23 protein-coding genes are annotated in these 23794 nt (G+C 49.0%); 12 read left to right on the top strand and 11 right to left on the bottom strand.

The annotated features are described in order from the left end of the window. Positions 1–34: 34 nt before the first annotated feature. Both AC27IB_RS13525 and AC27IB_RS13520 read right to left on the bottom strand, forming a co-directional pair. Positions 35–343, bottom strand: a complete 309-nt coding sequence (locus AC27IB_RS13525; RefSeq protein WP_296051360.1) for a hypothetical protein — start codon at positions 341–343, stop codon at positions 35–37. A gap of 201 nt (positions 344–544) precedes the next feature. Continuing rightward, positions 545–1117, bottom strand: coding sequence for a YceI family protein (locus AC27IB_RS13520; protein WP_296051362.1), 573 nt, complete (start codon positions 1115–1117; stop codon positions 545–547). 394 nt (positions 1118–1511) lie between these two features. Here AC27IB_RS13520 and AC27IB_RS13515 point away from each other — a divergent pair, with 394 nt between their 5' ends. Both AC27IB_RS13515 and AC27IB_RS13510 read left to right on the top strand, forming a co-directional pair. Further along, positions 1512–2009, top strand: a complete 498-nt coding sequence (locus AC27IB_RS13515; RefSeq protein ID WP_487121544.1) for a methyl-accepting chemotaxis protein — start codon at positions 1512–1514, stop codon at positions 2007–2009. Positions 2010–2145: 136 nt separating this feature from the next. Then, positions 2146–3504 (top strand): 8-oxoguanine deaminase, encoded by a 1359-nt coding sequence (locus AC27IB_RS13510; RefSeq protein ID WP_487121527.1) that lies wholly within the window; start codon positions 2146–2148, stop codon positions 3502–3504. Between the two features lie 318 nt (positions 3505–3822). On the opposite strand, the gene AC27IB_RS13505 is transcribed toward AC27IB_RS13510, so the two are convergent. Then, entirely contained in the window at positions 3823–5115 is a 1293-nt protein-coding gene (locus AC27IB_RS13505; protein WP_487121525.1) for an NAD(P)/FAD-dependent oxidoreductase, read from the bottom strand. 452 nt (positions 5116–5567) lie between these two features. Between AC27IB_RS13505 and AC27IB_RS13500 the strand changes: the two genes are divergently transcribed. The 8 genes from AC27IB_RS13500 (at position 5568) to AC27IB_RS13465 (ending at position 15290) form a co-directional block, all read left to right on the top strand. After that, entirely contained in the window at positions 5568–6731 is a 1164-nt protein-coding gene (locus AC27IB_RS13500) for a porin (RefSeq protein ID WP_487121523.1), read from the top strand. Between the two features lie 132 nt (positions 6732–6863). Then, positions 6864–8381: an acetaldehyde dehydrogenase ExaC gene (gene exaC, locus AC27IB_RS13495; RefSeq protein WP_105936962.1), complete on the top strand. Its 1518-nt coding sequence runs from the start codon at positions 6864–6866 to the stop codon at positions 8379–8381. A 98-nt stretch (positions 8382–8479) separates the two neighbouring features. After that, on the top strand, positions 8480–8752 hold the full coding sequence (locus AC27IB_RS13490) for a DUF4242 domain-containing protein (protein WP_105936961.1): 273 nt from the start codon (positions 8480–8482) through the stop codon (positions 8750–8752). Between the two features lie 13 nt (positions 8753–8765). Further along, the gene (locus AC27IB_RS13485; RefSeq protein WP_487121520.1) at positions 8766–9761 is read left to right on the top strand and encodes an ABC transporter substrate-binding protein; all 996 of its coding nucleotides are present in this window, start codon (positions 8766–8768) and stop codon (positions 9759–9761) included. Between the two features lie 6 nt (positions 9762–9767). Continuing rightward, complete coding sequence (locus AC27IB_RS13480) at positions 9768–10511, top strand: ABC transporter permease (protein ID WP_487121518.1); 744 nt, start codon at positions 9768–9770, stop codon at positions 10509–10511. Then, positions 10508–11242: an ABC transporter ATP-binding protein gene (locus AC27IB_RS13475; protein WP_487121542.1), complete on the top strand. Its 735-nt coding sequence runs from the start codon at positions 10508–10510 to the stop codon at positions 11240–11242. Before AC27IB_RS13480 ends, AC27IB_RS13475 begins: the two co-directional genes overlap by 4 nt. 180 nt (positions 11243–11422) lie before the next feature. After that, positions 11423–12631 carry a nitric oxide-sensing protein NosP gene (nosP, locus tag AC27IB_RS13470; protein WP_487121516.1) on the top strand — a complete coding sequence of 403 codons (1209 nt, stop codon included), beginning with the start codon at positions 11423–11425 and terminating at the stop codon, positions 12629–12631. Then, positions 12600–15290: a NahK/ErcS family hybrid sensor histidine kinase/response regulator gene (locus AC27IB_RS13465; protein ID WP_487121514.1), complete on the top strand. Its 2691-nt coding sequence runs from the start codon at positions 12600–12602 to the stop codon at positions 15288–15290. Before nosP ends, AC27IB_RS13465 begins: the two co-directional genes overlap by 32 nt. A gap of 13 nt (positions 15291–15303) precedes the next feature. On the opposite strand, the gene AC27IB_RS13460 is transcribed toward AC27IB_RS13465, so the two are convergent. The 8 genes from AC27IB_RS13460 to AC27IB_RS13425 form a co-directional block, all read right to left on the bottom strand. Further along, the gene (locus tag AC27IB_RS13460) at positions 15304–15711 is read right to left on the bottom strand and encodes a hypothetical protein (RefSeq protein WP_487121512.1); all 408 of its coding nucleotides are present in this window, start codon (positions 15709–15711) and stop codon (positions 15304–15306) included. Between the two features lie 100 nt (positions 15712–15811). Continuing rightward, positions 15812–16759, bottom strand: a complete 948-nt coding sequence (locus AC27IB_RS13455; RefSeq protein ID WP_487121510.1) for an RDD family protein — start codon at positions 16757–16759, stop codon at positions 15812–15814. A gap of 85 nt (positions 16760–16844) precedes the next feature. Then, positions 16845–17159 (bottom strand): hypothetical protein, encoded by a 315-nt coding sequence (locus AC27IB_RS13450; protein WP_487121508.1) that lies wholly within the window; start codon positions 17157–17159, stop codon positions 16845–16847. Between the two features lie 174 nt (positions 17160–17333). Continuing rightward, a complete protein-coding gene (locus tag AC27IB_RS13445) occupies positions 17334–18002 on the bottom strand; it encodes a response regulator (protein WP_487121506.1) in 669 nt (222 codons plus the stop codon). Between the two features lie 113 nt (positions 18003–18115). Continuing rightward, a complete protein-coding gene (locus AC27IB_RS13440; RefSeq protein WP_487121504.1) occupies positions 18116–18907 on the bottom strand; it encodes an ABC transporter permease in 792 nt (263 codons plus the stop codon). Next, complete coding sequence (locus tag AC27IB_RS13435; RefSeq protein ID WP_487121502.1) at positions 18908–19645, bottom strand: ABC transporter ATP-binding protein; 738 nt, start codon at positions 19643–19645, stop codon at positions 18908–18910. It lies immediately after the preceding gene. After that, positions 19642–20598, bottom strand: coding sequence for a YVTN family beta-propeller repeat protein (locus tag AC27IB_RS13430; protein WP_487121500.1), 957 nt, complete (start codon positions 20596–20598; stop codon positions 19642–19644). Before AC27IB_RS13430 ends, AC27IB_RS13435 begins: the two co-directional genes overlap by 4 nt. Before the next feature lie 16 nt (positions 20599–20614). Continuing rightward, entirely contained in the window at positions 20615–21733 is a 1119-nt protein-coding gene (locus tag AC27IB_RS13425; RefSeq protein WP_487121498.1) for an ABC transporter substrate-binding protein, read from the bottom strand. Positions 21734–22082: 349 nt separating this feature from the next. Here AC27IB_RS13425 and pedF point away from each other — a divergent pair, with 349 nt between their 5' ends. Both pedF and AC27IB_RS13415 read left to right on the top strand, forming a co-directional pair. Further along, a complete protein-coding gene (gene pedF, locus AC27IB_RS13420) occupies positions 22083–22529 on the top strand; it encodes a cytochrome c-550 PedF (protein WP_487121496.1) in 447 nt (148 codons plus the stop codon). 35 nt (positions 22530–22564) lie between these two features. Beyond that, a complete protein-coding gene (locus AC27IB_RS13415) occupies positions 22565–23464 on the top strand; it encodes a substrate-binding periplasmic protein (RefSeq protein ID WP_487121494.1) in 900 nt (299 codons plus the stop codon). The last annotated feature ends 330 nt before the right edge of the window (positions 23465–23794 follow it).

Here is a 23794-nt window from a genome sequence, read left to right as displayed (position 1 = left end):
ATGTGCACCATTGCACGACGCAGAAAAGCGAAAATTAACTTAAAAAAGGCGGGGCTCTGATACCGTGAGAAGTCGGGTAGGTTGGGTGATTGTGACTTTGATAAAAGAAGGCATCCCGAACAACTGGGGTCGTTACCGTTGATGCAACTGGAGGAAGGTAACCATCAAAGTCAGTATCATTTTCGTCAGTAAATACAGCGTTTTCTGCTGTACTGACATCAACAATTAGGTCCTGAACGTCGACCGCTTTAACGCTGGCGGCCTGATCATTGTGCAGCACGGTACTAACAGCGGGGCACCCCACCATTGCCACCATCACTACTAATAATCTTAACCAGTTCATTGCCATATTACCTGTTGATAATCACAGAGGATTAGAGACAGCATGGATCGCATTAGTTCCGTAGGAAAGCTTTTTACCGACCAACGGAATAGTATTTGCGCCGAATTACCCAATCCATCGTAAAATGCGGTAGCGCCGGTCGAAACCCTTGCTACCGCCCAGAGTGTTGAGGATGTGAAGAATAAACACTCTGCGAAAAAACTATTTAGCCTGCGCTTCGGTGGTCAGACGCAGTGTAATTTCATCACCTACGTAAGGTACATACTGGTCGATACCAAAATCTGAACGTTTAATAACTGTTTCTGCATCAAAACCGATAGCCTGCTTTTTCGACATAGGGTGTTCGCCCATGCCATTCAGAGTCGCGTCCATAGTGACAGTTTTGGTCGTGCCTTTGATAGTCAGATCGCCGGTAACAGCAAATTTATTATCGCCTTTTGGCACAACTTTGGTGCTCACAAAAGTGGCCTTCGGGTAATTAGCTGCATCAAACCATTCTTCACCGAGAAACTCTTCGGTTAACTTTTCAACAAAGGTATCAACGGTTTCGATACTCACTGAAATAGCGATTGAGCTTTGGGCTGGCTTCTCCGGATCATAATTTACCGTTCCCTCAGCGCCAGCAAACACTGCGGTAGGCGTAGAGAAACCGAAATGACTCCAGGAAGCCACAGCAAAGGTATGGGTCGGGTCTACTGAATAGCTGGTTGGCGCAGCAAATGCCGAAACACTAAACAGTGCACTTACAAGCATAGCGGAGAGTCGTTTATTCATAACAGATTCCTTTTGTTGTCTGAAGGAGTAGATGTGCTTGACCTATTCTTACGCGAATAAGGAAATTTAGCTTTATCTATTAATTAAACGATTCATTCTGTTTTATAGAATAAGCCAGTAAAAAATCCCGCGCCAATGAAGGCATCTGCCCACTGCCAAAACATAAAGGCAATTCAGAGAGTTAAAAATACCTGAATGACACCCGGGGGAAATATGGATATCAAAATACATACCTGAGTCTATTTTTTAATACCCATGACAGTGAAATATACAAATTTAATCATTGGAAGCCACTTATAATCCGGTGAAAGATAGCAACGGCAAGGTTGTAAAGGTCATCAAGTTTGCCACCGACATCACCGACCGCATCAACAAAACCCAACAAGCCATTAATATGGCGGCGGCGACCTCAGAACAAACCTCCACCATCACCCGTAACGCGGTGGAAGTACTTAGCGAAGCAATTACCTCGGCGGTGAAAATTGCCGATAACCTGAAACAAATTGCCAAGGACGGCCGCTTGCTATCTGAGCAATCCACAAAAGTCACCGACATGGTAGTCACTATTCAGGGTATAGCGGAACAAACCAACCTGTTGGCCCTCAATGCGGCCATCGAAGCAGCCCGGGCCGGCGAGCACGGGCGAGGATTTTCTGTGGTCGCAGACGAAGTACGCAACCTTGCCGAAAGTACGGCGACGGTCACCAAGTCGATTACCGAAATCGTCAACAGGAATAGTGAACTCACCGACGCCATGGACAGCAAACTGGGGGTTCGGTCAGACCAGGCATTGGCCGGAACCGACAAATTCACACTCACTGTCGAAGGCCTCGAAAACATCAGCAACGGCGTCAAACAGCTGGTTGAGTTAATGTCACAATTAGAAATCTGACCCCATGCACCGTTAACGGGGTTTTCATTTGCAACTGATTCGGTAAAATACCTGCCGAATCGAATTCTCCTGGATCAGCAGACAGGGCATAACTGAGCTGGCATTACCATTAACTTAATTTTTTGGAGCCAAAGCTATGTCTGCAGCACAGCGCATCTGGATAAAATCCCCGCTATTTGTCTTTGCCCCGGACCAGTCTCAACCGGTTACCGGCCTGGTAATTAACAACGGTAAAATCGACGCATTACTGTTTAACCATGACGCCCCGGACAGTCCCTGCGATGAGGTTTTTGATGCCTCTGGTCTGGTGATTTTACCTGGTCTTATCAATACCCATCACCACTTTTATCAAACGCTGACCCGGGCCTGGGCGCCAGTGGTTAACGAGCCTTTGTTCCCGTGGCTTAAAACATTGTATCCGGTATGGGCACGGCTAACACCGGACGCCTTGCATCTGGCCACTCGGGTGGCCATGGCAGAATTGTTATTATCCGGCTGTACCACTGCCGCCGATCATCATTATCTGTTCCCCCAGGGCCTCGATAACGCTATCGACGTTCAGGTTGACGTGGTCAGGCAATTAGGGATGCGCGCCATGTTAACCCGTGGCTCTATGAGTCTTGGTGAGAAAGACGGCGGCTTACCACCACAGCACACCGTACAAACCGGTGAAGCCATTATTCGTGATAGCGAACGCCTAATTAGCCAGTACCACGAACAAGAAGCCGGGGCGCAAATTCAAATTGCCCTGGCCCCCTGCTCGCCCTTTTCGGTTACCCGGGAAATCATGCAGGAAAGCGCACAGCTTGCTAAACGCGAAAATGTGCGCCTGCATACGCACCTGGCGGAAACCCTGGATGAAGAAGACTTCTGCTTACAAACATTTGGAATGCGCACCGTTGACTACCTTGAGAGTGTTGGCTGGCTCAATGACCGCACCTGGCTGGCCCACGGCATTCACTTTAATGCAGAAGAAATTGCCCGATTGGGCGCAGCTGGCACCGGTATTTGTCATTGTCCGGTGTCAAATATGCGCCTGGCTTCGGGTATCTGCCCCACGCTGGACCTGATTGAAGCAGGTGCACCGATTGGCTTAGGTGTGGATGGCTCAGCCTCTAATGACGCATCCAACATGATGTATGAAGCCCGTCAGGCACTGTATCTGCAGCGTTTAAAATACGGCGCGGAAAAAATCACCCCGGAGGTGGTATTACGCTGGGCAACCGAAGGCTCTGCCAAAGTCCTTGGCCGCACCGACATTGGTGCCATTGCTGAAGGTATGCAGGCTGACCTGGCTTTGTTCAGTCTTGATGATATTCGCTTCAGTGGCTCACACGATCCGCTCGCTGCATTGATCCTGTGTGGCGCAGAAAGAGCCGAGCATGTCATGGTGGGTGGTCAGTGGCGAGTAAGCCATGGTCAGATCAACGGCCTCGACCTGCCGGCACTGCTGGCCCAACATCGTGCGGCTGCCAGCAAACTTATTGCAGGATAAATCCCCTTCCTCCAAACAAGGTGGTGGCCACACCGCCACCTACTACTCAGGCACTAAACAGGCAGTACTTTGGTAGCAAACATGCCCGTGATATAGCCTCAAAAGCCTTTAAACGAGTGAAAATCGTTTGTTAAACACTCTTTACTGAATTGGCAATTAAAGGTCATTATTTGCGCAACAAAACGTATCATCGTTGCCTTTGAAAACCATTTTGGAGTCCGGCTGTTTGTTACAAAAATCACATTTTTTTAACGGTGGTCAGAACGACCATTGGCAGGTTTTACCCGGTAACTGAATGGCGTTACCGGGCATTTAAACTTAGTGGAGTTTCAGTTTTGGGGTCACCAGGTTGCTTACCTTGCGCATGAGCAGCATTAAAAAGCCCTTAAACCAGCCATGCACGGCGAACAAGTGCATATTATACAGCGACACGTACACCATCTTTGCTAAACGCCCTTCGATAAACATGGTGCTGTTGCTGAGTTTCCCCATCAGACTGCCCACCGTTGAGTATTTACTCAGGTGCACCAACGAGCCGTAATCGGTATACGAATACGCCTGCATAGGCTTGTGCATAAACAGGTTTTGCAGGTTTTTAGCCAGTAAACTGGCCATTTGATGTGCCGACTGTGCCCGCGGTGGTACCCAGCTACCATCCTTTTGCAATACGCCACAACAGTCGCCGATGGCAAATATGCTGGTATCAACCGTACTTTGCAGAGCCGACGTTACCAGGATCTGGTTGGCCTTATTCAACTCAAACAGGTTTAAATCGGTGAGAAAATCCGGCGCTTTAACCCCCGCCGACCAGACCATTAAATCGGCTTCAATTAACACGTCTTCAGCAGTAACAAAGCCTTCTTTATCAACCCGTTGCACGCGAGTATTCTCACGCACTTCAATGCCCAGTTTGGTAAGAGCGCGACGCGCAGAACCAGCAATCCGTTCTGGTAGTGCGGGCAGGATCCGCGGACCGGCTTCAAGTATAGAGACCTGCAGCTTATCCGCTGACATTTCAGGCATACCATAGGCTCTGGCCAGATTGCTCACATGGTGTAACTGCGCTGCCAACTCGGTACCCGTTGCCCCGGCCCCGACAATAGCAACGTGAATTTTCTGCTTGGTCACGCCATCCTGATTAATTTTAAGTAATTGATTTAAAAGCGCTCTGTGAAAGCGTTCGGCTTGAATTAACGAATCCAGACAATAGCAGTGCTCGCTAACCCCAAGGGTGCCAAAATCATTGGTTACACTACCGATAGCCATAACCAGATAATCATATTCAACCGTGCGTTCCGGCAGTATCTCCAGGCCATCCTCGTCGTATAACGGATCCAGGTAAATACTCTTATTATCACGGTCGATAAAACTCATGTTACCCAGTTGAAACTGGTAGTGATGCTGGGCGGCGTGCATGCGATAGTCGACGCCGTCTGAGGCTTTATTGATAACGCCGGCAGCCACCTCATGAAGAAGGGGTTTCCAGATATGGGTGCGACTGCGGTCAACCAGTATAACTTCGGCCAGCTTGCGCTTACCGAGTGTTTTACTTAACCGGGTGACCAACTCAAGCCCACCGGCGCCACCGCCTACGACTACGATTCTTTTCATAACAGACCTACTTATTAAATGTGAATTGGTCTGCACAATGCCGCTGATGTGCACAGATCAATCGACACTCCGGGTCGAAACACTAGCAGCTTACGCTTTTTATCGTTGAGGTAAAGTCAGGCTATGCCAGCGTGATGCCATTTTATGTTAACAAAAACACTAAAAAACACTCTCTAAACTGACACTTTGCGCTGGCTTTTAGTAGCACATCATTGCAGTGCCAAAACCACCCTTCCCCACCAGCACTTTGGTAGTAGATCTTTCGGAGAGTTTCCGCAGAGGACTAAAGTTGAATTCAAAAGGCTCCATTGAGGAGTACTCAAAATCCGGCTGCTCAACAATACTCAATGCAAAAGAGCAACGGCAAAGAATCGTTGCCAATTATCGTGAGTGACAGTGGGACGCAAGATAAGTGTTACTCCACGCAATAAACACATATATGAGGGTTACACATGAAAAATAATAAATTTGCGTGCAAACCGCTAGCCGTTGCCTTACTTGCACTCTCTTCAGCGTCAGCGAATGCTGCAATCACTATTTATGACGATGCCGAAGTGGCTACCGTTTCTGTTGATGCATCATTTAACACATTCTACACCACAACCTCGGTTGATAACGGTCCAAACGGTGACCGAGACCAGTCTCGCGTTAAAATGGGTTTCCTGCCGAACTGGCTGGGTATGAACTTCAGCAAACAGGTTGGCGACATGAAAGTGGGCGGTCGCTCATCTTTCTGGGTATCCATCAACGACTCGAACAGTGGCGTTACCTCAACCGGTATCGATGTTCGTCAGTTTTACGCCACGCTTGATGCCGACTGGGGTCAGGTCTTAATTGGTAAAGATTTTACTCTGTTTAACCGTAACAACATCTTCTTAGATGAAGTACTGCTTGGTTACGGCAACGTGAATGACACGCTGGGTCTGGTTGATGGCCAGGGCGTATCATTCGGTAACATCGGCAGCGGCTATACTTATCCGTCCCCGGCGTCGCAAATTCGCTATACCTCACCGACTTTTGGTGGCGGTTTTAAAGTGGCGGTTGCCGCCGTTGACCCATCACCAGTGAACGGTGCTGCGGACCGCGAAGAATCCGCACCTCGTTTTGAAGGTGAAGTCACTTACAGCGGCACTTTCGACAACGCATCGGTGACTGCCTGGGTGGGCTTCCTGTCGCAAAGCTCTGAAGCAGAGATGGGTGACGTAGATTCAACAGGTACCTCTTATGGCCTGAAAGTAGGCTTTGGCGGTTTGTCTCTGCATGCTTCCGGCTACACAGGCGAAGGGATTGGCATCTTGTTAGGGCCCACAGAAGCCGCTCTGGGTTTAGCACCGGTCACCATGTATGACCCAACCACTTATAACGAACTGGACAGCGAGGGCTATATCCTGCAGGCATCTTACAAGCTGGATGCTAACCGTTTTGTTCTGTCTTACGGCGAAAACGAAATTGAAGACAGTGACTACATCGGTCATGAAGGTATGCAGGCTGCCTGGTTCTACGGCTACAACAGCAACGTGACCTTTGCAGTGGAATATTCTACCAGTGAGTTCTCAGGCATTTTGGGTCAGGAAGAAGCCCAAACCGTTGCTGTCGGTGCCATCGTAAACTTTTAGTAACTGACTGTTTCCTTGCCAGAAAACAGTCTTGTCTTACGGCAGTCGGTGCCGGTCAGGGAGATACAGGTTATCTCCCTAAAAACCGACAATCTGGCAACGCTTTTATAATTGATTACCGGAGTAAGCAACATGATCTATGCAGCACCTGGAACAGAAAATTCTGTCGTCTCATTTAAATCAAAATACGGCAACTATATTGGCGGCGAGTGGGTTGCTCCCGTTAAAGGTCAGTATTTCGAAAACATTTCACCTGTTAACAACGAAGTATTCTGCGAAATTCCTCGCTCGACCGCAGAAGACATTGAGTTAGCATTAGATGCCGCCCACAAAGCAAAAGCGGCTTGGGGCAAAACATCAGTAACCCAGCGTTCTAATCTGATTTTAAAAATCGCAGACCGCATTGAAGCCAACCTGGAAGCTTTGGCTGTTGCCGAAACCTGGGATAACGGTAAAGCCGTGCGCGAAACGCTGAATGCCGATATTCCACTGGCCGCTGACCACTTCCGTTACTTTGCCGGCTGTATCCGTGCACAGGAAGGTGGCATCAGTGAAATCGACCAAAACACCATTGCCTATCACTTCCATGAGCCGCTGGGTGTAGTGGGTCAAATCATCCCATGGAACTTCCCGCTGTTAATGGCCGCCTGGAAACTGGCACCGGCTTTAGCTGCCGGTAACTGTATTGTTCTGAAGCCAGCTGAGCAGACACCTGCGTCTATTCTGGTACTGATGGAAATCATCGGTGACCTGTTACCGCCGGGCGTACTGAACGTGGTAAACGGTTTAGGCAGAGAAGCCGGTGAAGCACTGGCTACCAGCAAGCGTATTGCTAAGATTGCCTTCACAGGTTCTACGCCGGTTGGAGCACACATCTTAAAATGTGCTGCTGACAATATCATTCCTTCTACCGTGGAACTGGGTGGTAAATCACCCAACATCTACTTCAGCGATGTGATGAAGCACGAAGATGAGTTCCTGAGCAAGTGTGTTGAAGGGACTGTATTAGCTTTCTTTAACCAGGGTGAAGTATGTACTTGTCCTTCACGCGCGCTGATTCAGGAAGATATGTACGATGACTTTATTTCTCTGGTTATCGCTCGTACGCAACAAATCAAACGTGGTAACCCACTGGATACCGATACTCAGGTAGGTGCACAAGCGTCTGCTCAACAGTACGAAAAAATTCTTAGCTACCTTGAGCTTGGTAAGAAAGAAGGCGCCGAAGTACTTATCGGTGGCGGTCCTGCCAATGTAGAAGGCTTCAGCAATGGTTTCTATGTGCAGCCAACACTGCTGAAAGGTAACAACGACATGCGCGTATTCCAGGAAGAAATTTTTGGACCGGTAGTCGGTGTGACCACCTTTAAAGACGAAGCAGAAGCGCTGGCAATTGCCAACAATACTGAATTCGGTCTGGGTGCCGGTGTATGGACTCGTGATACTAACCTTGCATACCGTATGGGCCGTGGCATCGAAGCTGGTCGTGTATGGATGAACTGCTACCATGCGTACCCTGCTCACGCAGCGTTTGGTGGTTATAAGAAATCAGGTGTGGGCCGTGAAAACCACAAAATGATGCTCGACCACTATCAGCAAACCAAAAACCTGCTGACCAGCTACGACATCAACCCACTGGGCTTTTTCTAAAAGCGTTGCCATAACTGGCGTAAGCGAGGTTCCCGCATCTGCGGGGACCTTTTTCCTTTCTGTACCCTATAGTCAATAAAAAGAAGGATTTGTCTGCCATGCCAAAATTTATTATCGAACGCGAAATCCCCGGTGCTGGTGAACTTAGCGCTGAACAACTGCAAAATACGTCACAGCAATCCTGCTGTGTGTTACGTGATGCCGGCCCGCATATTCAATGGGTGGAAAGCTACGTCACCGACAACAAAATTTACTGTGTTTACATTTCACCTGATAAACAGGCCATCCTCGACCATGCTGAACAAATGGGTATTCCGGCCAACCAAATTAATCAGGTCAAAACGATGATCGACCCAACAACCGCTGAATAGCTCCCAAAAAGACATGATGATTAGAGTTGTACTGTGTAGTGTCATCCTGTGGTGCAGCGCGGTGACGTCGGGCGCAAGAGCTGCTGATCTTCCGGAAATCCGGGTTGGTGTACTGAAGTATGGCACCCTCAACTGGGAGCTGGACCTGGCAGAAGCCAAACAACTTCCTGAACAATACGGTTTTAAATTAACCCGGGTGGCATTAGGCTCGCCCCAGGCCCTTTCGGTTGCTTTGCAAGGCGGCGCCGTAGACATGATTGTGGGCGACTGGTTATGGGCAGCACGGCAGTTCGATGAAGGGCGACTGTATCATTTTTATCCCTATTCCACGGCTGCCGGCGAACTGGTTGTTGATGCCAAAGCCAATGCTTCAGACATGGGTGATCTACAAGGTAAAACCATCGGCTTTGCGGGCGGTAAAGGCAACAAAAACTGGCTGTTGTACAGTGCCTATGCGAAGCAACATTTTAACTTCGACCTTGACCAACAGGCGACTATCAAATTTGCCGCTCCGCCTATGCTTAATCAGCTAATGCTGCGCGACCAGCTCGACGCTGTAGTTAACTTCTGGCATTACGCCGCAGAACTGAAAACTCACAACAAGCGCTCACTACTGACCATGGACGAAGTACTCGCCAGCTGGCAAATTGGTGCCGAGGTACCAGTTATCGGCTGGCTCTTTAAGCAAGACTGGGCAAGCCGCAACAAAGCACTGATCGATCAGTTCTTTGCGATGTCTTTCGACACCCGCGCGCTAATGAATACCGACGATAACGTGTGGCAACTAATTCCGTCGTTTACCAACAAGTATTCAGAGGGTGCCCGCCCTGTACTCATTGAACACTACCGGAGAGGCATCCCAACCGGCTTCGATGAAAATATCACTACCGATTTGCAAAAGTTATTCAGGGTGCTTAAGCAAAACGAAGGAACCACACGCGTAACCGGTTCACTGGAAAGTCTGCCACAGAGTCTGTTCTGGCAAAGTCCGGCTTTAGGCGAGCATTAGACAGCAATGCATAATCATCCGGCCCTGACTCGTGTGCTGTCGATGGTGGTGTTTATGCTGCTTTGGCAAGCCGCCGTGATGCTTCTGAAGCCTGATCTGCTGCCAGCCCCATTGGCAGTGCTCACTAACCTGCTTGAACATATTAACAGTGGCGAGTTACCCCATCACCTGGCCATTACATTGCGGCGTATAGCTATCAGCTATTTATTCGCTATGCTGCTTGGCAGTTTGCTGGGGTTATTGATGGGGCACTTTAAACGTCTGGATTTATGGCTCGACAGCCTGGTCACCCTGGCGCTGAATGTACCGGCACTGGTTACCATCATTTTATGTTTTATCTGGTTTGGCTTAAATGAAACGGCCGCACTGATAGCCGTAATAGTGAATAAAACCCCCAATATCGCCGTCACTATGCGCGAAGGTGCCAGAGCCATTGATAAACGTTTGCTGGATGTGGCCAGGGCCTACCAGGTTCCCGCAGCCAGAACGATGGTAAAAGTGTACTTGCCCCAGCTTTATCCTTATTTCCTGGCCGCCGCTCGCGGGGGCCTGGCACTGGTCTGGAAGATTGTCCTGGTGGTAGAACTTCTCGGCTGTAGTGATGGCGTGGGTTTTCAGCTTTCGTTATTCTTTCAGTATTTTGATATTACCAGTGTACTGGCTTACACACTGGCCTTTGCCTGTATTATTTTTGCCCTGGAAGCCGGCGTTTTACGCCCCTGGGAACGGCGGGTACTGAAGTGGCGATGACTTACACGGTAGATATTATCAACAAGGCATTTGTAAACGACGCAGGGATTGCCACCGCCGTTATTCGCAACCTCGGCCTGACTCTTAGCAACGGGGAGTTTGTTACCCTGCTGGGTCCATCAGGGGCGGGTAAAAGCACACTGCTCAACCTGATTGCCGGCCTCGACAACGACTTTGAGGGTGAGATTCGCCTCAGCAAACCAGACGGCAAAACGGCCAGAGTGTCGCTGATGTTCCAGGAACCCAGGTTGATGCCCTGGCTGAGCATTTGCGAAAACGTGATGTTGGTATGTGACGGCAGCACATCACAGCGTCGCTCCAGCGCTTTACACTGGCTCAGTCTGGTGGGTTTAAGCGGCGCCGAATATCAGTATCCGGCCCAACTTTCAGGCGGTATGCTGAAACGGGCAGCGCTGGCCCGGGCGTTTGCCTGTGAGCCGGATATCCTGCTAATGGATGAACCTTTTTCGTCGCTGGACATTCCCGCCGCCGACTCGCTCAGACAACTGCTCAGTGAACTGTGGCAAAAACGCCGGACTACCGTAGTTTATGTGACTCATGATATAACTGAAGCACTCACCTTATCTGACCGTATCCTGCTACTCAGTAGTCACCCTATGCAGATGCTGGAAGATGTCCGCTTAACCTCACAACGCCCCCGTAACCCTCTCGAAAATGAACTTTTAGCCCTCGCCGAACGTTTTAAACAGTCGTTAGCTGATCCGGCCTGATCGTTAGTTGTATGACCAACGGCCTAATTTATGCTACTGATGGCGGAGTTTTATTCGTAAAACGCTCTTACTAATCTTGTTAAACAATTGTGAATTATATAAAATCGACAGCGGTGAATTGGTATCTCGGCCCTTTGGCACAGCGTAATGCATCCAATCACCCTAGTTTAGGGAGTATCCATGCTGTCGCAACCAATTAGTCAAGCCGTTGAAGTCTTCGACTCACCCTCTGTGGCCAGAGCCGGCTCTGAAAGTCTCGATCCTGTTATTGCAGCAAGGGACATTTACCATGCATTGGCCCCCTGCGAAGCAGCCTGCGTAGTATTTTACTGTTGTACCCGTTATCCACTGGAACAGCTATCAAAAGAACTAAACCGCTATTTTGGTGATATCCCCGTGATTGGCTGTACGTCGGCCGGTGAAATCACCCCTGACGGTTGCCGTAAGCATTCCATCAGCGCCTTCGCCCTGAGTAAGCATCACTTTGCTGTGGAAACCGTGCTTATCGAAAATCTGGCCGCTTTTTCTGAACGCGATGCCGACGTACTGGTTAACTCCATGCTCGACAAACTTCGCCGCAAAGCGGTATCGCCGGGCCCGTTAGAACAACACTCCTTCGGCATGACCTTACTGGATGGTTTATCCATTCGTGAAGAACTGGTTATCGATGCACTCAATATGAGCATGCAGGACATTCCGCTGGTAGGCGGCTCTGCCGGCGACGACCAGCACTTTGTCGATACCCAGGTGTACTGCAATGGCCGCTTTTACAGCAGTGCCGCGGTATTTATGCTGATTAACAGTAACTGTTATTTTGATGTCTTCAGCCATCATCATTTAGCGCCCGACAACGATAAACTGGTGGTTACCCAAACCGCACCGGGACAACGTGTGGTGGAAGAATTTAACGCCGAACCTGCAGCACTGGAGTATTGCCGGATAAACGGCTTAAAACTTGAAGAGCTAACTTCCGAAGTTTTTGCGATGCACCCGCTGGCCGTACAAATTGGCGATCACCTATACATCCGCAGTATTCAGCAGGTCAACGATGATTTAAGCCTGACATTTTTCTGTGCTATCGATGCCGGTATTGTGCTAACTAAAATGAAATCCAGTGGTCTGCATGCGCACTCCACCATGATCCTCAATGATATTCGCAGTAATGTTGGCGACATTGAATTACTCATTGGTTTTGACTGTATTCACCGCCGTGCTGAAATCGATAAATACCAGTTGGAAGACTCCATGTCTGAGCTATACCGAGCTAATCATGTGATTGGATTTAATACCTACGGTGAGCAGATAAATGGGTTACACTTGAACCATACTTTTACCGGCGTAGCGATTGGAGCGCCCATTGAAACCAACCTCAAGTCCACTGACGCCTGAAGTCGCCGTCGAGCCGCCGGAAATGGCCGGCGATGATGAACTCGAACGGCTGCGCTACGAAAACGAAAAGCTGCAGAAAATTAACCGGGTGCTCATGCGTCGGGTGGAAATGGGCTGGGGAAATCACAGTGACGCTTACCAGTCTTTTGAAGACGCCGCCATGCTGGCGGATAAGGTAAAAGAACGTACCTACCGCCTGCAGCAAACCCTGCACCGCCTGGAAGAATCCAACCAACAGCTTGAGCTGGCTCGCCGGGAAACCGAGAAAAGCCAAATCCAGGCAGAGCAGGACCGCCAGCGCCTGCGTGACGCAATAGAGAGTATTTCCGATGCCTTTGCACTGTTCGACGCAGACCGCAAGATGGTGATGGTTAACAGTCGCTGCGCCGAGTTCTGGCAACAGCACAATATTAGGTATGAGTTAGGCACAACCTCCTTTCAGGAAATTACCGCCGCCTCGCTGGTATTGGTTGATCACAAGGCGAAAGCCCAGAAGAAAGTGGGCGTGTATCCTGACCCCATAGCACAAACCATTTTCAAACTCCGGGATGGCACCTGGATCCAGATGCAGGAACGTAAAACCAACGATAACTGCCTGGTAGTGGTGTATACCGATATCACCAACATTAAACTGGCTGAAGAAGTACGCTACGAAACCGCGATGACAGAGCAGGCTGAGCTGCTCAAGGCCACCCTGGAAAACATGTCTCAGGGGGTGGTACTGATAAACGCCGACCGCCAAATTGAAACCTGGAACCAGCGCTTTTTCGAGCTGCTAAAGCTTTCAGATAGCGGTGTGCACCGGGGTGATGTGTTTGCTGAGCTCATGCAGCAAAACGACTTTGCCAGGGCCCTGTTAGATGCGATTTCCTTTGATGTTGCACCAGACAAGGACTTCCTGGAAGTTGAGATGATGCTGGATGACAATCTGGTATTACTGGTCAGGCGTAACCTGATCCCCGGTGGCGGCATTCTGATCACCTTTGCCGACATTACCGAGCGTAGCCGTAACCAGATTGCCCTGCGCGAAAGTGAACAGCGTATTCGTTTGATTACCGATGCCATGCCGGCGCTGATTTCCTATGTTAATAAAGATCTCTGTTACGAGTTCGTGAACCGCGAGTTTGAAAAATGGTTTAACCGCTCGCGCGATGAAATTATTAATCATCATCTTAGCGACGTATTGGGGCAAAAAGAGTATCAGACCCTGACCATCCATATCGCCCGGGCTATGCTCGGCCAGGCAGTGAATTTTGAACTGGAACACAGCCGCGACCCGGATAACGTAAGGATTTCAAATAAAACCTACATTCCCCATTTCGATGAGCACCGCAACGTTATTGGTTTCTTTGCGCTCGAACAGGACGTTACCGAACAACGGCGCACGGCCCGTGCGCTTAAACATGCTTACGACTATATGGAGCAACGGGTTAACCAGCGCACCAAGAAAATCTCAGAAATTAACCTGCAACTGCGCAACGAAATTGAAGAACGCCAGTTAGCCGAAATTAAGCTCCTTGAAGCCAAGCGTGAAGCAGACCGGGCTAACGAGTCAAAGTCGAAGTTCCTCGCGGCCACCAGTCACGATTTACTGCAGCCGATGAATTCCGCTCGTTTGTTTGCCGATGCCTTAAACGATCTGACGCTGGGCGATGAAGCGCAAAGGCTCATCCGTTCCTTGAGTTACTCACTGGAAAACCTCGAATCGCTGATCAGTGCGCTGGTGGATATTTCTAAGCTTGAAGCGGGCTTAATTGAGCCGGTGCTGGATGAGTTTGAAATCAACGAGCTCATTACCAATATGGTGAATGAGTTTACCCCTCAGGCCGAAAGAAAAGGCCTCAGACTAAGGGTGAAATCGGCCCAAACGCTGGTCCATTCCGATACCTACCTGTTAGCCAGAATACTGCGTAACCTGCTCAGTAATGCTATTCGTTATACCAATGAAGGCAGTATTTTAGTGGGTGTAAGACGGCGTAAAGCGGGCCTGCAAATTCAGATATTTGATACCGGCATTGGTATTCCCCAGGATAAACTGAGCGAGATATTCCGCGAATTTAATCGCCTTGATGCTAAAAAGCGCAGGCATGATAAAGGTCTGGGCTTGGGTCTGGCCATTGTAGAACGGCTGGCCAGTGTGATGAATCACACGATCAGCGTGCGCTCTGTAGAAGGCAAGGGATCGTGTTTTAGCATTACCCTCCCCTATGCCGATGTTTCCTCTGAACGGGTTAAGCCCGCACCAGCGCCGTTAATCGACCGCTTTAACGACCAGCTTGAAGGCGCGCGGATCTTACTTATCGATAATGACGATGAAATTTGTAAAGGCATGGAAACCGTACTAGGCAGCTGGAATTGCAACATAACCTCGGTACAAACTCTGGAAGAACTGCAGGAGCCGGAATTTTTAACCGAGCTGGACCCACAACTGATCATCGCTGATTATCATCTTGACGATGGCGATACGGGTTTTGATGCGCTGGAAATTACTCACCAGCATTTAGCGCCTCATCCTCCGGTTATTATGATCACTGCCAACTACACCAATGAGCTTCGCCAGAAGGTCCGGGAAAAAGGCTACTCGCTGCTAAATAAACCCGTGAAGCCCCATAAAATGAAGCTGGCGTTATCGAATCTGCTGTCGAAGGCCAACGCATAATAGCAGGGGCTGGCTACCACCACAGACTTGATAAAGTCAGGCCAAGCAATACCACATAGGGGTACATTACGGTAGGTCTGAGGCTTTGTTTCAGATATTCTGTTATTAACCCCAGGCCGCTGTTCGCCGATTGCTGGTACTGCTGATTGAACTGACAGCCGGTTTCATTGTGATTAGCGGCCAACGCCGCTTCAATGGCCAGCAACCGGGTTTCAAAACGCCCCTGAAACGTTTTCCAAATTCCATCCTGTAGCCAGAACACCCCGACTATCAACACCGTTACCAGCAGGTTAAATTCGAACCCTAATGCTAAAGCCGTTGTAAAAATGGCGACCAGCTTAATGATTAAACTGTATTTCTCATAGCTATCGAACTGATTCTGCAGCGTCTGCCATTCCAGTGATAAATAATCCGTGGCCATTAACTGTTCCTAACTCCGGGTTTAATAAGCATGAGTTGCCAGCATACTCAGTGATGACAACCAGCGCGAGTTTATTCGCTGTATTGTGATGAATTTGCAGCTATTGGGCGGACTCCACCACATTAGTACTAAAATTGTGGTTGTAGGTAGTCCATTTAGACGCTATGCCGATGTCATAACCGTAAACCAAAGTTATCTGAATCATATCGGTTTCAAGCGCACCGGGATAAATGGCAGCAACTGTCGTCGCCATCTGACGAGCCAGCGCCTCATTCTCTACGTTATCAATGGTAAGTCTGACCCGGCTGCTCACATAAGTGGTTGTTCTACTACCCTCGGTAGAGGAAGTAACTGTAGTATATCCCTCGGTCACCGCAGCAGTTGCAACATCCGGATAGTCAGACAATGCAGACTGCACGGCAAGTAAATTCTCAACCGTAGCACTCTCCACCTGCGGAAACATCCATGCAGGTACAGTAAGAGCCGCCGTAAAAAACACAGCCACAACCAGCAGATGTCCTCGCCACACTGGTTCTGGCGCCTGACGCTCTGCATCCGCATTCACCACATAGGTGCCTGCCACTAAATCATGTAACGACTGACGCGTAATACGGTTAAAGATATACAGATAGGGGATGGCAAACAAGCCGCCAAAAACAATCATACTGAGGGGATAAATAAGCCAAGATGGGAAGCTTTCAGCGGAAAAAACCGCACCATTTAAATAAAACGGTACCTGAAGCACGGCAGAACGAAGCAGCGATCTGGCAACACTTATTGACCCATTATCAGCGTTTACGACCCTGATCTTTAAAAGTTTTTTGGCTAGTGTCTGGCCGCCCGCAACGGCACTGTTCATGATACCGAAATAGGCCAGAGCAATGCTATAGCCCACTAGCACGGCCCATGCCTCCATTGCTACGAAGACGCTTTCCAGAAATACTCCCAGCAACAGGCCTACAGCTATAAGCAACAAAGAATCGAGAACGTATGCACCAATTCTGCGCCAAAACGCGCAGATCCATGAACCAGATTCAGCTTCAGTCATTATTTTTCCTATGTGTGAAGAGTGTTAAACGGTAAAATTGCCTCTCCACTCTCAGGCCTGATAGATAAAAGCATTCTTTCAAATACTAGTTTCCGCTCTGTATTTTCAGATATTTGTGTTTACCCAACGACACGTAATAAAGAGACAGCAATAGCGCTTTAAGCGGGTTAGAAGCAAAGGCGTTTTTTACTACGATGCGGCCATCGTGAATATCACTAACGGCAAATTCCGGGCTATAACACCAATCTATGTAAGCCGTGAGTGTTTTACTGTCAGGCGGCAGAGTAATGTTTTGAGAGGTACCGCGTTCGATAACGGCCACTTCCTTACCATCGGCAAGTAGTCGGTAATTGCGGGTCAGATCGGCGAATTGTTTTGGTCGGGTTACTTCGATTTCCATATCAACCTTTGCACACTCTGTAAGAGTAAAGCAAAGACAATACTCAATTTTCACGGGTATTGAAAGGGCCAGGAATACAACCTGACAAATACGATAATCCAGAGGGAAAGTAACAACTTATACCATGGGTAACCACTTACCCATGGCTTACAAAGCCACCACAGTGGCTGCAAATTAGTTACGCATTAAATACTGGTTAAAGTCGATACTGGCGGCGCACAGTGCCGCCTGAATGCGGTTATGAACATTCAGCTTGGTCAGAATAGCCGACACGTGAGCTTTTACCGTGGTTTCGGCGATATTCAGCTCATAAGCAATCTGCTTGTTGGATTTACCTTTGGCAATACACTCAAATACCAATAACTGGCGGCGGGTTAAGGCGCCAATTAGTTTGGGATCAATCTGCTGCTGCGCAGAATCATCTTTAGGTTTGCTGCTACCGCCGTTGCGAATGATATCCGGCGGCAGATAAACCTGACCGGAGAGCACTTGCTGAAGCGCCCCAACAATCTGCTCACAGCTGGATGACTTGGTTATAAAGCCCACAGCGCCATACGTGAAAGCCTGCAGCACGACGTTTTTGTCTTCTTCAGCTGACACAATAACGATCGGAATTTCCGGGTACTGATTTCGAAAGCGCACAATACCATTCAGGCCATCCATGCCAGGCATATTAAGATCCAGCAAAACCAGGTCGATATCAGGGTTTTCTTCAGCGGTGTTTAGCGCTTCTTCAAGGTCGATACAACTGATCGTTTTGGTGTCGGGAATATTACGCTCAACGAAATCGGTGATTGCATACTGAAATAAGGGATGGTCATCAGCGACGAGAATTTCTACCATTTTTATCACCCTGTTAATGCTCTGTAAGTTATATTAGTGGATGTACTGTCATTCAGCTAGCCTTTATTACAATGGCTACCGGGATAATCCATCCGTATGTTTAGTCAGCGTGTCTAACCGCCTACCTTGCGTTTCACCATGCCGCGTTTAGGGTCGTAGCCCCAAATCGCCAGGCTGGTAAAAATCAGCGTACAAACACCAGTAATGAGTGCCGCCTGCCCGTTAAACTGCCCATAGAGGGCAAAGCGGATTAGCTCAACCGCATGAGTGAACGGATTAAACTGGCATATCCAGTACAACCATTCACTCGACTCGCGCATTTTCCACAGCGGATATAACGCCGATGACAGGAAAAACATGGGGAACACCACAAAGTTCATCACCCCCGCGAAGTTTTCCAATTGCTTAATGAAAGACGACAACAATAGTCCCAATGCCCCCAGTAACAAGGCGGTGAGGAGTAAAGCCGGAATAACCAGCAGATAACCTATTGGTTCAGCTTCCACGTCCAGCAGCCAGGCAATTGCAAAAAAGGCATATACCTGCAGCATAGAAATAAAGGCGCCCGCCAGCAGTTTGCTGACCAGCAAAAACGGTCTGGGCATAGGGCTGGTTAGCAGCACTTTCATACTGCCCATTTCCCGGTCGTAGACCATAGAAAGGGAACTTTGCATACCGTTAAACAGCATGATCACGCCGGCCAGTCCCGGAATGATATACACCTCATAGGTAATGTAAGTTTCATAGGGCGGAATAATCGCAACCCCCAGTGCCGCACGAAAACCAGCAGCAAAAACTACCAGCCACAGTAACGGCCGCACCAGTGCACTGATCAGCCGGGAGCGCTGTTGCCAGAACCGCAGTAGCTCTCTTTTTAATACCCCAACAAAGCAGGTCCAGTACATTTATTGTGCCCCCTGCTGATGAAAATGGCGATAAAGTGCCTGCACAGAATCGAGCTGCAGGGTTTGCATGGCTTCCTGACATCGCTGTTGCAGCTTGATTTGGCCCTGGATAAGCACAATCAGTTCATCGTCAGGGCGCACTTCATCAATCAGATGGGTAGACGATAAAATGGTGATCCCGGAGTCACTGCATAACTGACGCAGGTGATCGTTAATGGTATCGCGGGTAGACTGGTCAAGGCCTACCGTTGCCTCATCCAGCAGTAAAATGGCTGGCTGATGGAGCAGCGCCCGGGCAATTTCCACGCGCCGGCGATGGCCCCCATTTAATGAACGAACCTTATCTTTACGCCGATCGCTCATGGCAAAACGGGCCAGTTCTTCGCTGATACGCTGGCGGGTAAATGCGCCCGGTAGTCCATGCAAGCTGGCGTGGTAAGCCAGGTTTTGTTCAACGCTTAAATCCAGATCCAGCGTGGGTTGCTGAAACACCATGCCTATTTGCTTTAGCACCTGACGCGGCTTTTTTTGGGCGCTGATGCCGTTCACCGTTACGCTTCCGGTATTGGGTTGCAAGAGCTGGCAGAGGATTGAAAACATAGTACTCTTTCCTGCTCCGTTAGGCCCCAGTAACGCATAGTACTGGCCGCTTGCTAACGAAAACGACACCTCAGAAAGCGCCTTTTTGGTGCCGTAATTAAACCCTAATTGTTCTACCGCTAACACCGGATTACTCATGGTTTAACCACTACGCCCCAGGGGTAACGGCCCGCTTTAATGGTTTTGATGACTTTTAAATCATCTACATCAATCACCGACACATCACCGCTCACGCCATTAGTGGTGAGTAATAATGACTGTTCTTTGGCAAAGGCTAATTGCCATACACGGCGCCCTACCAACAGGTAATCAAGCACCTCATAGGTGTTGGCATCGATAACGGCCACGTGATTGGCCGGGCCGAGTGCCACAAAGGCATACTGGCCATCGTCGGTCAGCTTGATCCCCACAGGCTGGATTTTGTCGCGGTGCACACCGGGAATTTTAAAACCAATTTTGGTGATCAGCTTACGCGAATCGGTATCAATCACATCAACGGTGCCGCCAATTTCAGCTGATGCCCAGACTTTATCGCCGGACTTACTAAACTCCACATGACGGGGACGTTGATCGACCAGGGTGTTATCCACCAACTCGTGGGTACTGGCATCAATCCAGTGCAACATGTTGGTGGTTTCAGAGGTATTGATCACCCATTTGCCATCCGGGCTGACTGCCATTCCCTCAGGCTCAATACCCACGTCAATCTGGGCAATTACGGTGCGTTCTACGGTATCAACAACCGTCACTACCGCACTGTCTTCATTAGCAATGTACAAATGTCGGTTATTAGGATGCAGAGCAAACTGCTCCGGATCTTCCCCCGAGGGCAGGTTGTGAATAACTTTATGAGTTGCCAGGTCCATCACCTGCACGGCGTCAGATTCACTGGCGCAAATATACAGGTACTTATAGTCGTGACTAAAAATAATGCCGCGCGGGCGCATTCCGACATCCAGAGTGTCAATGACTTCCAGTGTATCCAGGTCAATCAGTGTCAGGGTATCGCTTTTTTCATTCGATACGTACGCCACTTCCGCCTGACTTAGCCATGCAGTACACAAACCTGCCAGTAAAACCAATAAACGCATACTTCTATACCACCTTTTAATAAGCCATGTCACAACGTGACTCGGGCTTGTCGAATCCCAGCGTATCTAAATCCGTGCTGGGGTGAAGATACCCTTCCTGTGGCGAAAGAGAGGTCAAACCTTTTGGGTGCACCAATGGGATGGGTTGACGCAATTGCCCGTTCCAGGGCCGAAAACTCAGCTTTCTGCCTTTAAATGCCGCCAGTTCAAACTCGCTGCTGACCAAATACTCATACAACGCTTTCGGGCTATCGGTTTGAGTTCGGGTAACGGCTTCGCTGATACTGCGAACGGCCAGCCAGGCCGCATAGTCTGTATCGAGCATTTCACGCCCGAACTGCTCGTAAAAACGGTTTTGTAACTGGGTGGCCCCCCACTGCTCAAGCGCCCAATGCCAGGTTTTTGGTGTTAACCCATGGGTGCCGGCTACCGGTCGGGGTAACCAGGTATTATTAGGAATATAGTTGCCAAACAGGTCCGATTCGTCGGCGACCAGCACAACATCATAATCGTCACCCTGAGTAAACAGGGGCACTTCCCGCTGTGCACTGCGGCGCAGGTCGGTATCGAAGCTCCAGTTTTTTTGTTCTACCACTTTTGCCCCGAAACGTTTCGCAGAGCGTAATATAGAGGCGCTGTACGCTTCATCTGCGGCCGATTCACCGCTAATAACAAACCACTCACGCCATCGTCTGGACATAAAAAACTGCGCCATGGCATCGGTTAACATCGCCCGGCTCGCCACGGTGTGCAACAAGCCACCACGACACTGAGATACACGTAAATTATTGTCGGCTTCACCGGCATTGATGATCACACTGGCATTGGCGAGTGCCAAATCAGCTACTACTTTCAGCGTAGTCGTTGGCAGGTCTGTTAGGAGGATGGCAGGCTGACCATTAAGACGCGGCTTAAGTGCCGCCATAATCTCCTGGCTATTCGCGCCGGTTACGCGGGAAAGCGAATAATGATGCTGCAAAAACCGGCCCGTCGTATTGCTGTCGATAATGGCCAGTTCTGCACCGGCAAGAGTAACATTCAGCGGGGTTTTCTTAAGTAATAAAGGCTGCGCAGCTTCGTTTGCTGATTGCCGAACATAAATCACATCTATATTTAGTGCCTTGGAATGAGCCATTCCAGGCGCCAAAACAACACCGACAACTAACGCAAACAGGACGCGAACGTGTCGCGAAAAGCACGTTAAACAGGTGTAAAATTTGTAATCTGCGCGTTTTTTTATGTTCAAAAACAAAACCCTTTTTTAACCTTATGGTGCAATAGTAGAGCATGATTGTACACAGTTGAAATGAGCAAAAAGGATGAAAGGTTTACTACCTAAGTACAATTGGAAGGAAACCCCAGATCTCCTAACTTTCACCCTGTGCTTTGTTGTAGACATGAAAACCTATTGATGACTATTTTTACTTCACTGCAACATTTAACAGGCATGACAACTCAATGTGGCAGCTTTTGGAGAAACCGAGATGAAGATGTATTTAACTATTTTGCGCAGCGCGATGCTGGCGGTACTTACCCTGGTAACCGCTAATGCAATGGCTCACGGTGATGTAACGCCGCAAGCAGTAGACACCAGTGAATTACCCCAGCTAGGCGATGAGTGGCTGAAAACTAACCCGTACACCGGCAATGAACTGGCAATTAAGATTGGCGATTCAGCCTACAACCAGAACTGTGCCCGTTGTCACGGACTGGAAGTTATTTCTGGCGGAATCACGCCTGATCTGCGTAAACTGAATGACGAATTTGAATTCTTCAGTACCGAAGAAGCCGACGGTTGGTTTATGACACGTATCCGTAATGGTGCCGTAGTGGACGGTCGTGTTTACATGCCTCCGTTTGAAGGTATTCTTTCTCAGGAAGCGATGTGGGCCATCAAAGCATACATCGAAACCCGAGGCGTGCCAGAGTAAGCATTACACAACAATCAGAAAGTTAAGGGGCAGTAATGGTTTTAAGAATCGTTCTTCTAATTTGCAGTGTAGTAGCCACCTCAGTGATGGCTAAGAGTTATGAGGATATTCTTGAGCAAGGCCAGATAACCATTGCTGTCTACAACGACTTCCCCCCCTATTCCTACCTCAGGGATGGCGAACCTGCAGGTGTCGATATTGAGGTAGGTAAACGCATAGCGGCGGGATTGGGTGTTGATCTGGAGTGGATGTGGATCAACGCCGACGAAAACCTTGAAGATGATTTGCGCAACGCCATCTGGAAAGGCCATATCATTACCCGCCAGAAAGCCGACTTAATGTTACGTGTCCCCTACGATCGCAAATTTGCTTATGCTATCGATGGATACGGCCTGCCGAAAAATGACTTAGTAGTGATGTTTGGCCCGTACCAGCAGGAAAGCTGGGCACTGTTACGCGATCACGAGAAAACTAACGATATTCGCACCCTGGCTATCTTTCAGTACGAACCCGTTGCAGTTGAACTGGATTCACTGCCAAGTTTCTTCCTCGGCGCGACCATTGGTGGCCGGTTAAGGGACAAACTGGTTCATGTGGAGTCGGTATTCGACGGCATCAGGCAGTTACAAGAAGGCAAAGTTGCGGCGGTAGCCGGTATGAAAGGCCAGTTGCAATGGGGTATGAGTACCTCAGGGGATATGAATAAATCAGACTTTGCGCCCCTTCCGGCACAATACGATATCAGTGCAGACGGCCTGGCCGCCATGAGCATTAAGTCCTGGGACATTGGTATGGCGGTGAAACAGGATTACCGGGAATTGGTTTATGCGATACAGGCTATCACTGAACCGATGATTAAAAACGGGGAAATGGAAGCGCTGTTTTTACAATACGGCCTGAGCTACGAAATCCCCGATTACCACCGCACCGAATAAGCATTACATTTTTTTTACAAGACACGCAAAGGCCGCTGTTTCTCTCATTAAAACGCGGCCTTTTTAGCTATTTTTACGCCAAGTTTTAAACCGTCAAAGCCGCACCAGTTAGGCCCTTCAGCGAAGTATTACTACCAACGAACTAAAAATGATAACCCAAGGTTTAATGGTTGTTAACAAAATGATGACTGATACTGATTCTGAGGACTCTTAGGTAGGTATGTTGTTCTATACTCGCCTAGTGGACGAACACAACACTCAACCGTCGCATGCTTTTTGATGAACAAGCCGCGGACGTTGTAACAAAGGGTACCAAACCCCGTTGAAACA

Source organism: Alteromonas sp. 4NH20-0104 (assembly GCF_057547795.1).
This window is presented reverse-complemented; position numbering and strand designations above follow the sequence as displayed.